The organism is Mesorhizobium sp. M0048, from assembly GCF_040323405.1.
GTDB lineage: Bacteria > Pseudomonadota > Alphaproteobacteria > Rhizobiales > Rhizobiaceae > Mesorhizobium.
In genome coordinates this window covers 355,785-369,465 of the sequence record NZ_JAMYUV010000001.1, presented here as the reverse complement: position 1 = coordinate 369,465, position 13,681 = coordinate 355,785, and the positions used below count along the sequence as shown (strand labels likewise).

At 62.9% G+C, this 13,681-nt stretch carries 12 protein-coding genes; 6 read left to right on the top strand and 6 right to left on the bottom strand.

Annotated features, from left to right (window positions below; translation table 11 throughout):
* Nucleotides 1–36: 36 nt before the first annotated feature.
* Entirely contained in the window at nt 37–1,620 is a 1,584-nt protein-coding gene (locus NKJ84_RS01955) for an ABC transporter permease (RefSeq protein WP_352505107.1), read from the top strand.
* Entirely contained in the window at nt 1,617–2,699 is a 1,083-nt protein-coding gene (locus NKJ84_RS01950; protein ID WP_352505106.1) for an ABC transporter ATP-binding protein, read from the top strand. Before NKJ84_RS01955 ends, NKJ84_RS01950 begins: the two co-directional genes overlap by 4 nt.
* Nucleotides 2,700–2,721: 22 nt before the next feature.
* On the opposite strand, the gene ugpC is transcribed toward NKJ84_RS01950, so the two are convergent.
* The 4 genes from ugpC to ugpB all read right to left on the bottom strand — a co-directional run bounded on the left by ugpC (nt 2,722) and on the right by ugpB (nt 6,930).
* Nucleotides 2,722–3,789, bottom strand: a complete 1,068-nt coding sequence (gene ugpC, locus NKJ84_RS01945; protein WP_352505105.1) for a sn-glycerol-3-phosphate ABC transporter ATP-binding protein UgpC — start codon at nt 3,787–3,789, stop codon at nt 2,722–2,724.
* A 7-nt stretch (nt 3,790–3,796) separates the two neighbouring features.
* Nucleotides 3,797–4,645, bottom strand: a complete 849-nt coding sequence (gene ugpE, locus NKJ84_RS01940; RefSeq protein ID WP_254816666.1) for a sn-glycerol-3-phosphate ABC transporter permease UgpE — start codon at nt 4,643–4,645, stop codon at nt 3,797–3,799.
* 8 nt (nt 4,646–4,653) lie between these two features.
* Nucleotides 4,654–5,538 (bottom strand): sn-glycerol-3-phosphate ABC transporter permease UgpA, encoded by an 885-nt coding sequence (gene ugpA, locus NKJ84_RS01935; RefSeq protein WP_352505158.1) that lies wholly within the window; start codon nt 5,536–5,538, stop codon nt 4,654–4,656.
* An 81-nt stretch (nt 5,539–5,619) separates the two neighbouring features.
* Nucleotides 5,620–6,930, bottom strand: coding sequence for a sn-glycerol-3-phosphate ABC transporter substrate-binding protein UgpB (gene ugpB / locus NKJ84_RS01930; protein ID WP_352505104.1), 1,311 nt, complete (start codon nt 6,928–6,930; stop codon nt 5,620–5,622).
* 281 nt (nt 6,931–7,211) lie between these two features.
* On the opposite strand from ugpB, the gene NKJ84_RS01925 reads away from it, so the two are divergent.
* Complete coding sequence (locus NKJ84_RS01925) at nt 7,212–9,644, top strand: bifunctional diguanylate cyclase/phosphodiesterase (RefSeq protein ID WP_352505103.1); 2,433 nt, start codon at nt 7,212–7,214, stop codon at nt 9,642–9,644.
* 2 nt (nt 9,645–9,646) lie between these two features.
* Here the strand turns inward: NKJ84_RS01925 and tlpA are convergent, their stop codons facing one another.
* Nucleotides 9,647–10,330 carry a thiol:disulfide interchange protein TlpA gene (tlpA, locus tag NKJ84_RS01920; RefSeq protein ID WP_352505102.1) on the bottom strand — a complete coding sequence of 228 codons (684 nt, stop codon included), beginning with the start codon at nt 10,328–10,330 and terminating at the stop codon, nt 9,647–9,649.
* A gap of 35 nt (nt 10,331–10,365) precedes the next feature.
* Here tlpA and argH point away from each other — a divergent pair, with 35 nt between their 5' ends.
* The 3 genes from argH (at nt 10,366) to lysA (ending at nt 13,330) form a co-directional block, all read left to right on the top strand.
* Nucleotides 10,366–11,766, top strand: coding sequence for an argininosuccinate lyase (gene argH, locus NKJ84_RS01915; RefSeq protein ID WP_352505101.1), 1,401 nt, complete (start codon nt 10,366–10,368; stop codon nt 11,764–11,766).
* Nucleotides 11,767–11,837: 71 nt separating this feature from the next.
* Entirely contained in the window at nt 11,838–12,044 is a 207-nt protein-coding gene (locus NKJ84_RS01910) for a hypothetical protein (RefSeq protein ID WP_023677931.1), read from the top strand.
* Between the two features lie 17 nt (nt 12,045–12,061).
* Complete coding sequence (lysA, locus tag NKJ84_RS01905) at nt 12,062–13,330, top strand: diaminopimelate decarboxylase (RefSeq protein WP_352505100.1); 1,269 nt, start codon at nt 12,062–12,064, stop codon at nt 13,328–13,330.
* Between the two features lie 10 nt (nt 13,331–13,340).
* Here the strand turns inward: lysA and NKJ84_RS01900 are convergent, their stop codons facing one another.
* Nucleotides 13,341–13,643, bottom strand: coding sequence for an ArsR/SmtB family transcription factor (locus NKJ84_RS01900; RefSeq protein WP_254816660.1), 303 nt, complete (start codon nt 13,641–13,643; stop codon nt 13,341–13,343).
* Between the last annotated feature and the right edge of the window lie 38 nt (nt 13,644–13,681).

Below are 13,681 nucleotides of genomic sequence, written 5' to 3'. Positions count from 1 at the left end.
CCGCCTTCGGGCGGAAACGGCACAACGTCTGATCTGATGCAGTCGGCGATCGATCTCGCACCTTCAGGCTTGCCAGCCGATACCACGGCCGTGCGGGCACGTCGTTGGTCGGTCTCATGGATTGCGCTGGCTGCCGTCTTTGTCTCGCTTTTCGCGCTGCTGCCACTTGCCTTCATCGTCTGGGTGGCGGTGCAGACTGGCTGGGAAACAGTGGTGGCGCTGGTGTTCAGGCCGCGCGTCGGCGAACTTCTGGTCAACACCAGTCTGCTGGTGGTGCTGACCGTGCCGATTTCGATCGTGCTGTCGGTGGCGCTGGCCTGGCTCACCGAGCGCAGCGATCTGCCGGGGGCCCGCCTATGGGCCTGGTTGTCGGTGGCGCCGCTCGCCATTCCCGCCTTCGTCCACAGTTACGCCTGGATCACCATGGCGCCCAGACTGCACGGCCTGTGGGCCGGCGTGCTTGTATCCGTCATCGCTTATTTCCCGTTCCTCTATCTGCCGATAGCGGCAGCTTTGCGCCGGCTCGATCCCGCTCTCGAAGATGCAGCAGCGGCCCTCGGGCTTGGCCCATGGCGCGTGTTTCGGCGTGTCGTGCTGCCGCAGCTCCGACTCGCCATTTGCGGCGGCTCGCTGCTGGTCGGCCTGCACCTCCTGGCCGAATACGGGCTCTATGTCTTCATCCGCTTCGACACCTTCACCACCGCGATCGTCGACCAGTTTCAGTCGACCTTCAACGGTCCCGCCGCCAACATGCTGGCCGGCGTGCTGGTGACCTGCTGCCTTGTGCTGCTCGGGCTGGAGGTGCTGGTGCGCGGCGAAGAGCGCTATGCCCGCGTCGGTTCGGGTGCCGCGCGCCAGCAGCAGCGCACGAGCCTTGGGCGCGCCACCATTCCTTGCCTGCTGCTGCCTGCCATTACCACGCTACTGGCGCTCGGCGTGCCGTTCGCCACCATCGGCCGCTGGCTCATGGCCGGCGGCGCCGATGTCTGGCGGCTCGACGAGATCGGCCTGGCGCTTGGCCAAACGCTGTTCCTGGCGATTGCCGGGGCGCTGCTCGCCACCGTCGCGGCAATGCCGATGGCGTGGATTTCGATCCGCGCACCGGGGCGGCTGCAACGCGTCCTGGAGGGCTGCAACTATATCGTCGGCGCGTTGCCCGGCGTTGTCATCGCCCTGGCGCTGGTCACCATCGCCGTGCGTGTCGCCATGCCGCTCTACCAGACCCTGTTCACCATCCTGGTCGCCTATGCGCTGATGTTCCTGCCGCGCGCCCTGATTAGCCTCAGGGCGTCGATAGCACAGGCGCCAGTCGAGCTCGAACGCGCCGCCTCCAGCCTCGGCCGGTCGCCGCTCAAGGCGCTGTGGTCGACGACCATCCGCCTGTCGGCGCCGGGCGCCGCAGCCGGCATGGCGTTGGTTGCCCTTGGTATCATGAACGAATTGACCGCAACCCAAATGCTGGCGCCCAACGGCACCCGCACGCTGGCCATGGCGTTCTGGTCCTATAGCGGCGAGATCGACTATGCGTCGGCGGCGCCTTATGCCCTGATCATGGTGGCGATGTCGCTGCCTTTGACCTGGCTGCTCTACGTCCAGTCGAAGCGGATGGCCGGGCGATGAGCTTTCTCGAGCTGAGCGGCATCCACAAGCACTACGGCCCCGTCGCAGCACTTGCCGGCGTCGACCTCAGCGTGGCCAGCGGCAGCCGTACGGCAATTGTCGGGCCATCCGGTTGCGGCAAGACCACGTTGCTGCGGCTGATCGCCGGCTTCGAGGCGCCGGACCAGGGCCGCATCGTGCTCGATGGCGAGATGCTGGCCGATGGCGACACGGCCGTGCCGGCGCATCGCCGCGGCATCGGGCTGGTGGCGCAGGACGGCGCTCTGTTCCCGCATCTGAGCATCGCCGCCAATATCGGCTTCGGCATGGGGCGTCACGAGGAAAAGCGCAGCGAGCGCATCGCCGAGCTCGCCTATGTCGTCGGGCTGGACAAAGGTATCCTGAAGCGCCGTCCGCACGAACTCTCCGGCGGCCAGCAGCAGCGCGTCGCGCTCGCCCGCGCCATGGCCATGAAGCCGCGGCTGATGCTGCTCGACGAGCCGTTCTCGGCGCTCGACACCGGCCTGCGCGCCTCGATGCGCAAGGCCGTGGCCGAGCTCCTTGAAACCGCCGGCATCACCACCATCCTGGTCACCCATGATCAGGCCGAGGCGCTGTCATTCGCCAGCCAGGTCGCGGTGATGCGCGACGGCAAATTCTCGCAGATCGGCACGCCGCGCGAGCTCTATTTCAGGCCGAAGGACAGGATGATCGCCGAGTTCCTCGGCGACGCCATCGTCTTGCCGGCCAGGATCGCCGATGGCTTCGCTACCTCGCCGCTCGGCCGCATCGCCGTCGACAGCACCGAGCGGCGCGACATTGCCCGCATCATGCTGCGGCCCGAGCAGGTGCTGCTGAAACGAACCTCGCGTGAAGGCATGTCGGGCACGCCGGACATGCTGTTCGGCGAGGTCACGGAATCCGAGTTCGCCGGCTCGATGTGCACCATCGCCGTGCGTCTCTTGAACAGTCCCGATCCGCCCGACGCGGCCGCCATCGGCAACACGCCATTGATCCTGCGCAAGCCGGGCATGGACGCGCCGGCGGTCGGCGAGATCGTGCGGCTGACCGTGTCGGGCAAGGCGCATGTGTTTGCCTGAACGGTTTTGCGCAAGGCCGATTTCAATCGACCCGTTTGCCCGCCTGATCGAACCAATGCAGCGTTTCGGACCTGGCCACGACGCGCAATCGGTCACCTGGCTTGGCGTTGGCGCGGCCTGAGACGCGCACCACGATGCGGCTGCCGGCTGCCACGCAATGGAGAAAGCTTTCGGCACCGACCGGGTCGACCGCTTCCACTGTCGCAGGCAGCGCGAGCGCGCCGGCCGGCGCCTCTGCCGCGAAGGTGATATCGGCGTCCTCCGGACGAAAGCCTAGTGTCACCACCTTGCCCTGTCGAGGCGCCAAGCCAATCACCGTACCGTCGGCCAATACCGAGCTTGGGGAGGCCCCTGTGAGCGCCAGCAGATTCATCGGCGGTGCGCCTATGAACGAAGCGACGAAGGTCGAAGCCGGTTTCTCGTACACATCAAGCGGAGCGCCGGTCTGCTCGACCAGTCCGGCGTTCATGACGACGAGGATGTCGGCCAGCGTCATCGCCTCAAGCTGGTCGTGCGTGACATAAACCGAGGTGACGCCAAGCGAGCGCTGCAGATTCTTGATCTCGATGCGCATCTGCCCGCGCAATTTCGCATCGAGGTTGGACAGTGGTTCGTCGAACAGGAAGACCTTCGGGTTGCGCACGATGGCGCGACCCATGGCGACGCGCTGGCGCTGACCGCCTGAAAGCTCGCGCGGGCGCCGGTCGAGCAGCGCCGAAAGCTCCAGCACCTTGGCCGTCGAGCGTACCCTGCTATCGATCTCGTCCTTCGGCGTGCCGCGGTTGCGCAGGCCATAGGCCATGTTGTCATAGACCTTCATATGTGGGTAGAGCGCGTAATTCTGGAACACCATGGCGATGTCGCGCTCGGTCGGGCCGATGGCGTTGACCACCTTGCCGTCGATGGCGACTGTACCGGCCGAAATGGTCTCCAACCCGGCGATCATCCTCAGCAGCGTGGACTTACCGCAACCTGACGGCCCGACCAGCACGCAAAGCTCCTTGTCGGGAATGGCGATGGAGACGCCCTTCACGGCTTCGACGCCGCTGGGATAGACCTTCTTCACGTCCTTCAGATCGACGGTCGCCATCAGAGTCTCACTTTTCGGATTCGACCAGGCCGCGCACGAACCAGCGTTGCATCATCACCACGACGAGGATCGGTGGCACGATGGCCAGCATTGCCGTGACCATCACGAGGTGCCATTGGGTGTCGGCGTCGGCGAACGAAACCATCTTTCTCAGCGCGATGACGATGGTGTTCATGTCGTTGCTGTTGGTGACGAGCAGCGGCCAAAGATACTGCGTCCAGCCATAGATAAAGAGGATCACGAACAGCGCGGCGATGTTTGTCCGCGACAGCGGCAGGAGGATATCGAAGAAGAAGCGCCATGGCCCGGCACCGTCGACACGCGCCGCCTCGACCAATTCGCCCGGTATGGTCATGAAGAACTGGCGAAACAGCAGCGTTGCGGTGGCTGAGGCGATCAGCGGGACGATCAGGCCGGCATAGGTGTCGATCATGCCGAGATCGACCATCACCTTGTAGGTCGGCAGGATGCGCACCTCGACTGGAAGCATCAAGGTGATGAAGATCAGCCAGAAGAAGGTCATGCGCAGCGGAAAGCGAAAGAACACGATCGCGTAGGCCGACAGGATCGAGATGAAGATCTTTCCGACCGCAACGCCGAGCGCCATGATCGTGGTGTTGAGGAGCAGCCTGCCGACGCTGACCCCGCCGATACGGCCGATGCCGCCGAACAGCGCCTCACTGTAGTTGTTCCATAGCTGGCCGCCCGGCAAGAGCGGCAGCGGCGGCCTGAGGATCGTTTGCAGCGTGTGCGTCGAGGCAACGAAGGTGTAGTAGATCGGAAAAGCCACGATCAATATGCCGAGGATGAGCACGGCATGGGCGATGAAGGTGCGGAGCGGGGACTGGCCGATCATCGCTGCCCTCAGCCGTAGTGGACTTTGCGTTCCACATAGCGGAACTGGATCGCTGTGAGCGCGATGACGATAGCCATCAAAATGACCGACTGCGCCGCCGAGTCGCCCAGGATCAGATTGACAAAGCCGTCATTGTAGACCTTGTAGACCAGCGTCTCGGTCGTCTTGCCCGGCCCGCCGCCGGTGACGGCATGAACGATGCCGAACGTGTCGAACAGGGCATAGACGGTGTTGACGACCAGCAGGAAAAAGGTTGTCGGCGCAAGCAGCGGGAAGACGATGGTCCAGAAGCGCTTGGTTTCGCCGGCGCCGTCCATGGCCGCCGCTTCGATCAGCGTTTTCGGCACCGCCTGCAGGCCGGCGACGAAGAACAGGAAATTGTAGCTGATCTGCTTCCAGGCAGCCGCCGACACCAGCAGGATCATGGCGTGGGTGCCGTTGAGCAGTGGGTCCCATGCGATGCCGAGGCTTCTCAGCAAATAGGCCAACGAGCCTATCGAAGGGTTGAACAGAAACAGCCACAGCATGCCGGCAATCGCCGGCGCCACGGCATAAGGCCATATCAACAGTGTGCGGTAGAGGCCTTTGCCGCGCATGGCCTTCTCGGCCATAACCGCGAGCAGCAGGGCCGCAACCATGGCAACGATCGCGGTCGCAAGCGAGAACACCACCGTAACCTTGATCGAGTTGAGATAGGCCGGATCGGCCAGCACCTTCCGGAAATTGGCAAACCAGACGAACCTGCTCTTCAGCCCGAACGGGTCTTGCCTGAGCATCGACTGGTAAAGCGCCTGACCGGCCGGCCAGTAGAAGAAAACCAGGGTGATGGCGAGCTGTGGCGCCACCAGCAGGTAGGGCAGGATCTTGTTGGGAAAGACGACGCGTGGAGACAGGCTGATTTCCCTCGCTATCCAGGCATCGCCCACGCGCGCTCGCGTGGGCGATATTCCAACCGACTGACCGAGACGATCCCGTTAGTTGTCCAGGGCTTCCTTGATTGCGGCGTTGCCGCGCGCGACCGCATTGTCGAGGGCCTGCTGGGCGGTTTGCTGGCCGGCCAGCATCTTCTCCAGCTCCTCGTTCTGGATATCGCGCACCTGCGGCAGATTCGGCAGGCGCACGCCCTTGGAATTGTCGGTCGGCGGCTTGCCGATCATCTGCAGGATGGGTGTCTCGCGGCCGGGGTTCTTGTCATAGAAGCCTGATTTCTTGGTCGCCTCATACGCGGCGAGCGTCACAGGCAGGTATCCCGACGTCTGGTGCAGGTATTCCTGCACATCGGTCTTGGACAGATAGGCAAAGAAGGCGGCAACGCCCTTGTATTCCTCGTCCGACTTGTTGCCGAACACCCATAGGCTGGCACCGCCCGGCGTTGTGTTCTGCGGGGCACCCTTGGCGTCACTGTCGTAGGGAAGCTGACCGATGCCATAATTCATGCCGGACTTGACGATATCGCCGAGGCCGCCCGACGATTCAGTGAAGATGCCGCATTCGCCGGCGAGGAATATCTGCTTGGCTTCGGAGGTGCGGCCGCCATATTTGAACGTGCCGTCCTTGGCCAGGTCGGCGAGCGCCTGGAAGTGGTTGACGAAAATCGGCGCATTGATCTTGAGTTCGACATCGCCGCCGGCCAGGCCGTTCTGCTGGGTGGCCCAAGGCACGTCATTCCACGCCGCGAAATTCTCCAGATGGATCCAGGTCAGCCAGGTCGAGGTATAGCCGCAAGAAGCGGCGCCGCTCGTTTTGATCTTCTTGGCGGCTTCCCAAACCTCGTTCCAGGTCTTGGGCGGATTGTTCACGTCGAGGCCCGCCTTCTGGAAGATGTCCTTGTTGTAGTAGAGGATCGGCGAGGAGGAGTTGTAGGGGAAGGACAGCATGGTGCCGTCCGGCTTGGAATAATAGCCGGCGATGCCGGGCAGATACTGGCTCTTGTCGAAAGTCATCCCGGCGCCGGTCATCACATCGGCCACCGGCTTTATCGCACCCTCGGCCGCCATCATCACGCCGGTGCCGACGTCGAACACCTGGAGGATATCGGGCGCTTGCCCGGCACGAAAGGCAGCGATGCCGGCATTCAGCGTCTCCGGATAGGTGCCCTTGAACACCGGAACGAGCTCATATTCGCTCTGGCTGGCGTTGAAATCCTTGGAGATCTTGGCGACGACCTCGGCGTTGGCGCCGGTCATGGCGTGCCACCAGCTGATCTGCGTGACGGCGAAGGCGGAGGTGGTGGAAAGCAGGGTCACGGTGGCGGCGATACCGGCCGCAAAGCCGAAGAACTTCATGTTTCATCTCCCGTTTGTCATTGGCGAAAGGGGCACCTCCGCAAAGCCAATATGTGGCGCTGATGACAATCGGACAACGGTTTTGTTGCCGATCAATGAACACCATTCCTTCCTAAAGTGCACTCGGGCGTCAGAAACGACATCACCGCCTTTTTCGGCGCAGCGGCATCGGTTTTCCCCCGAAAAGACCCGCCTCATGGCCCACGGGTTAACTATTCGTTAAAATCTCCAAGAGCTAATCCGTCACACCTCCCCTGTTAGTTTTGACCGAGTGAACCAGGATGCTGACGGTCTATAATTGTATCGTAAATCAGCACGACCTGAGACTGGTTGCGCTCGCCGCACTCGTCTGTGGAATTTCTTGTTTCTGTGCGGTTAATCTCCTTAAGCATGTCGGCCGATCGACCGAGCGAAACCGGCTTGTCTGGCTGATGATTGCCGCGGCTTCGACCGGGTTCGGCATATGGGCGACGCATTTCATCGCCATGACCGCGTTTACGCCGGGAATACCGAACGCGTACAATCCGGGACTATCCGCCTTTTCGCTTGCCGCCGCCGTCATCCTGACCGCGCTTGGGATGTGGGTCGCCACCTTGCGCCGCGGCATCGACCATTTCCTCGTCGGTGGTGCCATTCTCGGCGGCGCCATCGCGACGATGCACTACATCGGCATGGCGGCTTTCGAGGTCGAAGGCCGGGTCGTATGGAACCTGCTCCTTGTCGCGATGTCGCTTCTGGCCGGAGTGACCCTTGCGGCACTGGCGCTCCTGGTCGTCTTGCGCCGCCCGTCAGCAGTCGCGACTCTCGGCGGCGCCGCGCTTTTGACGCTGGCCATTTGCAGCTTGCATTTCATCGCGATGGCCGCGGTGTCGATCATTCCGGATTCCTCGATTGAAATATCCGAACATTCCGTCGAGCCCATTTCCCAGGCCTTTGCCGCAGCGGTCGCCAGCCTTGTAATCCTTGTGCTGTCAGGTGCGGCGCTGTGGATCGACCTGCGCTTTCGCCGCCAGAAGCTCGAGGCCGATCGCATGCACGATCTCGCCAACGCGGCGGTGGAAGGTCTGATCGTTTGCGATGGCACCCGCATCGTCAGTGCCAATGACAGTATGGCGAAGCTGACCGGAACAGCGACAGCCACCCTGAACACGATGCAACTCGGCGAGCTTTTCGACGGACAGAGCGCAGCCGATATGTCCGGCTTCGGCGAACAGGCGCAGGAAGCGACATTAAGGGGCAGCGACGGCGCGAGAATTCCTGTCGAGCTGATCGCCAGGAAGATCACCTACTGCGGCAGGCCTCATACGGTGCTTGCCGTTCGCGACATCCGTGAGCGCAAGAAGGCAGAAGAAGAGATTCTCCGCCTCGCGCATTTCGATCCGCTTACCGGGCTTGCCAATCGGCGGAGCTTTTCTTCCCGGCTGGAAGCAGAATTCGCCTCGATGGATCGTGGCGGCAAGGATGGATATCTGGCGCTCCTGCTGCTTGACCTCGACCGGTTCAAGCAAGTCAACGACCTCTACGGCCACAGCGCCGGTGACGCGATGCTGCAGAAGCTCGCGCACTGCATTTCCGGCATTCCGCGCCACGGACAAATGCTCGCGCGTCTCGGCGGCGACGAATTTGCCATCATAGCTCCGAACCTCCCCGACCCCCTGGCCGCAGGCCGGATAGCCGAGGACTTGCTGGCGGCGATCCGCGAGGAAAACAGGGTTTCGGTCGGCTCCGGCCTCGTCTCGGCCAGCATCGGCATCGCCTTCTTTCCGCTGGATGCCGAAGATCAGGCCGGCCTGATCAGCCATGCCGACACGGCACTCCATCGCGCCAAAACCGAAGGCAGGGACACTTACCGGTTTTTCGAGATAGCCATGGGCACCGCGGCCCGCGACAAGCGCGTGATGGAGCATGAATTGCGCCAGGCCATCGCCCGCAAGGAGTTCCACCTCGTCTACCAGCCTCAGAAGGAAATCCGTGGCGGCAGGATGATCGGCTTCGAAGCCCTGGTCCGGTGGCAGCACCCTGAGCGGGGTGATATTTCTCCGGCTGTTTTCATCCCCGTGGCCGAAGACAGTGGCGCGATCGCCCAGATCGGCGACTGGGTGCTGACGACGGCTTGTAACGATGCTGCTCGCTGGACAAATCCGCTGATGGTCGCTGTCAACGTCTCCGCCGTGCAGCTTCACAATCCGAACTTCAGCCGCAAGGTGCATGACGCACTGGCGAGGTCCGGCCTGACACCCGGCAGGCTGGAACTGGAGATCACCGAAACAGCCCTGGTGAAGGATATGCCCCGCGCGCTGGCGGCCTTGAGGCAGGTCAAGGCGCTTGGCGTGCATGTAGCGATGGACGATTTTGGCACCGGCTACTCTTCGCTGTCCAACCTTAGCGCCTTTCCCTTCGACAAGATCAAGATCGACGGGTCGTTCATCAAATCGGTCGACAAGAACGCCCAGTTCGCGGCGATCGTCCGCGCCGTTCTGGGGCTTGGACGCGGTCTCGGCCTACCGGTCCTTGCGGAGGGCATCGAGACGCCGGGTGAATTGCAGTTCCTGGACGCCGAGGCTTGCGAGATCGGGCAAGGCTATTACCTCGGCAAACCGGCTCCGATCGAGACGTTCGGCGAACTGACGGGCGTGGCTGCTCCGGCAATCCGCACAGCCAGCCGACGCGGCGCAAGCATTGCCGTGCTCAAGCCGCGCCTGCGCACGGTCTGAGCCTATCCCGGCTGAAGTGCCGCCTCGACCAGACGCTTGGCATCCGGCCCCGACCATTCGGCCGGGCCGTTCATATGGGCGATGAGGCAGGCTTGCCCATCGATCAGCATGGTGACGGGCAGACCTAGCGCCAGGCCGCGCGTCTTGACGTCGTTGAACAGCGACATCGTGGCATCGCGATAGTAGCCGAGCGACTTGACGCCGGTGTCCTCCAGGAATTTCTTCGGTTTGGCATCGTCGCCGGCATCGACGTTGACGGCAACAACCTGAAACGCATCGCTGCCCATCTCCTTCTGCAGCGCATCGAGCGCCGGCATTTCGGCGCGGCAAGGCGCACACCATGTCGCCCACAGATTGAGCAGCACCGTCTTGCCGGCATGATCGGCGATCGTCGTCGGCTTGCCGTCGGGGCCGTTGAAGGCAAGGCTTTTCAGCGATTGCGGCGGATCCGCCGGCAAAAGCGCGGCAACCTGGCCGGTAGCAGCGGCGGCGATCTTCTTGGCACGGTCGGTCTTGGCGACGCAGGCGGCGTCGTCCTTGCCGCCGCCGGCGGCCACTTGCGCGGGCGCCTTGTTGCCAGAACTGCTTTCCCTGACATATACCGCGACCGCGCCGGCCAGCACGCCCGCAACCAAAGCGGCGAGGATGAGACGCAAAGCCGGGAAGAATCTATTGCCGTCTGCCATTTTTTAAAAACTGCTCCGGAGCACGGGTTATAGCGATGAACGACAAGAAGGCCAGCAACCAGATGTGGGGCGGACGTTTTGCCTCGGGTCCGGCCGCAATCATGGAAGCGATCAACGCGTCGATCTCGTTCGACCGCAAACTCTATGCGCAGGATATTCGCGGCTCGATCGCCCATTGCCAGATGCTGGCGCAAACGGGCATTATTTCGGCGGCCGATCAAGAAAAAATCACTCACGGGCTGAACACGATCCTGGCAGAGATCGAGACCGGCACATTCGAGTTCTCCACCAGGCTGGAAGACATCCACATGAATATCGAGGCCCGTCTGGCCGATTTGATCGGGCCCGCAGCTGGCCGCCTGCATACCGCCCGCTCGCGCAATGACCAGGTGGCGGTCGACCTCAGGCTGTGGGTCAAGGACGAGTGCTTTCGCGTCGCCGAGGCGCTGAAGGGCCTGATCACGGCGTTCCTGGATCGCGCCGAGGAGCATGCGGCAACGGTGATGCCGGGCTTCACCCACATGCAGGCGGCGCAGCCGGTGACCTTCGGCCATCACTGCATGGCCTATGTCGAGATGTTTGCGCGCGACCTGTCTCGCGTCCGCGATGCGATTGAGCATATGGATGAAAGCCCGCTCGGCGCTGCCGCCCTTGCCGGCACCAGCTTTCCGATTGACAGGCACGAGACAGCGAAGGCGCTTGGCTTCCGCGAGCCGATGCGCAATTCGCTCGACAGCGTTTCGGATCGCGATTTCGCGCTCGAGTTCCTGGGCGTAGCAGCGATCTGCGCGACGCATCTGTCGCGACTGGCTGAAGAGATCATCATCTGGTCGACGCCGCAATTCGGCTTCGTCAGGCTGTCGGATAGTTTCTCGACGGGTTCGTCGATCATGCCGCAGAAGAAGAATCCCGACGCTGCCGAACTGGTGCGCGGCAAGACCGGCCGCGTCACCGGCCATCTGGTCGGTCTGCTGACGGTAATGAAGGGCATGCCGCTGACCTATGGCAAGGACATGCAGGAAGACAAGGAATCCGTCTTCGACGCGGCCGAGACGCTCGACCTGATGCTGGCGGCAATGACCGGCATGGTGCGCGACATGACGGTGAACACCGCGGCGATGAAGAAGGCGGCCGGCGCCGGCTATTCGACTGCGACCGACCTCGCCGACTGGCTGGTGCGCACGCTCGGCCTGCCGTTCCGCGAGGCGCACCATATCACCGGCCGGGCGGTGGCGCTGGCCGAGGACAGGAAGATCGGGCTCGACAGGCTTTCGCTGGAGGATCTGCAGTCCCTTCACCCCGGTATCAGCGCCGACGTGTTTTCGGTCCTTGCCGTGCAGAATTCTGTAAAGAGCCGCACGAGCTTCGGCGGCACCGCGCCGTCCGAGGTGCGCAAGCAGATCCGCTACTGGAAAAAGCGGCTCGCCAAGGCGTAAGACGCGGGGTGCAATGGCCGCAAAACTCGGCTAGAAGCGGCTGCGGGCAACAGTTTCGGACGGATGGCACGATGACCGGAAGCAGGATTTTGGTGACGCTGACGCTGTTGGCAGCAATGGCCACCGTTGCGGCCTGCGGCAGGAAGGCTGCGCTCGATACGCCCTACGCAGCAGCCGTGCAGGCCCGCAAGGACGCCGAGAAGGCCAAGCAACCTTTGCCGCCGGAGCCGGAAAAACCTGTTGAGGACAAGAAATTCATCCTCGACCCGCTGCTCTGATTTTTCGGACCAATCTCGTGAACCATTTCGACTACCGCGACGGCGCGCTGCATGCCGAGGACGTGGCGATATCAGACATCGCCGCCAGCGTCGGCACGCCGTTCTATTGTTATTCGACGGCGACGCTGACCAGGCATTTTCGCGTCTTCACAGAGGCCTTTGCCGGGCTCGACGCCCTCGTCTGCTATGCCATGAAGGCGAATTCGAACCAGGCCGTGCTGAAGGTGTTGGCAAGACTCGGCGCCGGCGCCGACGTGGTCTCGGAGGGCGAATTGCGCCGCGCTTTGGCGGCCGGCATTCCGGCAAGCAAGATCCTGTTTTCGGGCGTCGGCAAGACCGCGCGCGAAATGGATTTTGCGCTCTCGGCCGGCATTCTCTGTTTCAACGTCGAATCCGAACCGGAGCTGGAGCTGCTGTCGGCCCGCGCGACCGCGCTGGGCAAGATCGCGCCGATCTCGCTGCGCATCAATCCGGATGTCGACGCCAGGACGCACAACAAGATTTCGACTGGGAAGGCCGAGAACAAGTTCGGCATTCCCTGGCAGCAGGCACGAAAGGTTTATGCCCGCGCGGCTGAGCTGCCGGGAATCAAGGTCACCGGCATAGACACCCATATCGGCAGCCAGATCACCGAATTGCAGCCCTTCGACGAGGCCTTTGCGCTGCTGGTGGAGCTGGTCGGCGCCTTGCGCTCCGACGGTCATGCCATCGAGCACATCGATGTCGGCGGCGGCCTTGGCATTCCCTACCGCGTCGACAACAACCCGCCGCCTTTGCCCGATGCCTATGCCCGGATCGTCAGAAAGCATGTCGCCGAGCTCGGGCTGAAAGTGATGTTCGAGCCAGGCCGGCTGATCGTCGGCAATGCTGGCATCCTGGTCTCGGCGGTGATCTTCGTGAAGGAGGGCGACGCCAAGAACTTCCTCGTCGTCGACGCCGCGATGAACGACCTGATCAGGCCGACGCTTTACGACGCTTTCCACGACATCAAGCCGGTGGCGCAGCAGCCGGCCGCAGCACCGCGCATGAAGGTCGACGTCGTCGGCCCGGTTTGCGAGACCGGCGACTATCTCGGGCTCGACCGTGACCTGCCCCGGCTGAAATCCGGTGACCTGATCGCTGTCGCCACCGCCGGCGCCTATGGCGCCGTCCAGGCCGGCACCTACAATACCAGGCTGCTGGTACCGGAAGTGCTGGTCGACGGCGACCGCTTCCACGTTGTGCGCCCGCGCCAGACCTATGACGAGCTGATCGGACTGGACTCGGTGCCGGACTGGTTGGAGTAGAACTCTGCAGCTACAGGCGGTGCTGAATGAGTGCCCTGGTTTCGGCGATCCTGTTCTCGTTCCGGCGATAGAATGTCCACTGCTTGATGCGCTTGCTGCGCAAAAGCCCTGCCTGGGTGAGCACGCGCATATGTTCGCTGAGCGTCGCCTGGGTGATCCCCAGCTTTTCAGCGATCAGCAGCGCGCAGACTCCGTCGTCGACCAGATCGCCGTCCGCCTGCGGCGGAAAATGCGCGCGCGGGTCCTTGAGCCAGTCGAGGATCTGCAGCCTGCGCTCGTTGGCAATCGCTTTGAAGACGTCGACCTCTTGCATTTAGCCACTTTGCCAAGTTACTAAGTAATGTCAACTCT

Bases quoted from the DNA above. Each gene is read 5' to 3' on its own strand.
- NKJ84_RS01955 (WP_352505107.1), top strand. From the start codon at position 37: ATGCAGTCGGCGATCGATCTCGCACCTTCAGGCTTGCCAGCCGATACC.
- NKJ84_RS01950 (WP_352505106.1), top strand. From the start codon at position 1,617: ATGAGCTTTCTCGAGCTGAGCGGCATCCACAAGCACTACGGCCCCGTC.
- ugpC (WP_352505105.1), bottom strand. From the start codon at position 3,789: ATGGCGACCGTCGATCTGAAGGACGTGAAGAAGGTCTATCCCAGCGGC.
- ugpE (WP_254816666.1), bottom strand. From the start codon at position 4,645: ATGATCGGCCAGTCCCCGCTCCGCACCTTCATCGCCCATGCCGTGCTC.
- ugpB (WP_352505104.1), bottom strand. From the start codon at position 6,930: ATGAAGTTCTTCGGCTTTGCGGCCGGTATCGCCGCCACCGTGACCCTG.
- NKJ84_RS01925 (WP_352505103.1), top strand. From the start codon at position 7,212: ATGCTGACGGTCTATAATTGTATCGTAAATCAGCACGACCTGAGACTG.
- tlpA (WP_352505102.1), bottom strand. From the start codon at position 10,330: ATGGCAGACGGCAATAGATTCTTCCCGGCTTTGCGTCTCATCCTCGCC.
- argH (WP_352505101.1), top strand. From the start codon at position 10,366: ATGAACGACAAGAAGGCCAGCAACCAGATGTGGGGCGGACGTTTTGCC.
- NKJ84_RS01910 (WP_023677931.1), top strand. From the start codon at position 11,838: ATGACCGGAAGCAGGATTTTGGTGACGCTGACGCTGTTGGCAGCAATG.
- NKJ84_RS01900 (WP_254816660.1), bottom strand. From the start codon at position 13,643: ATGCAAGAGGTCGACGTCTTCAAAGCGATTGCCAACGAGCGCAGGCTG.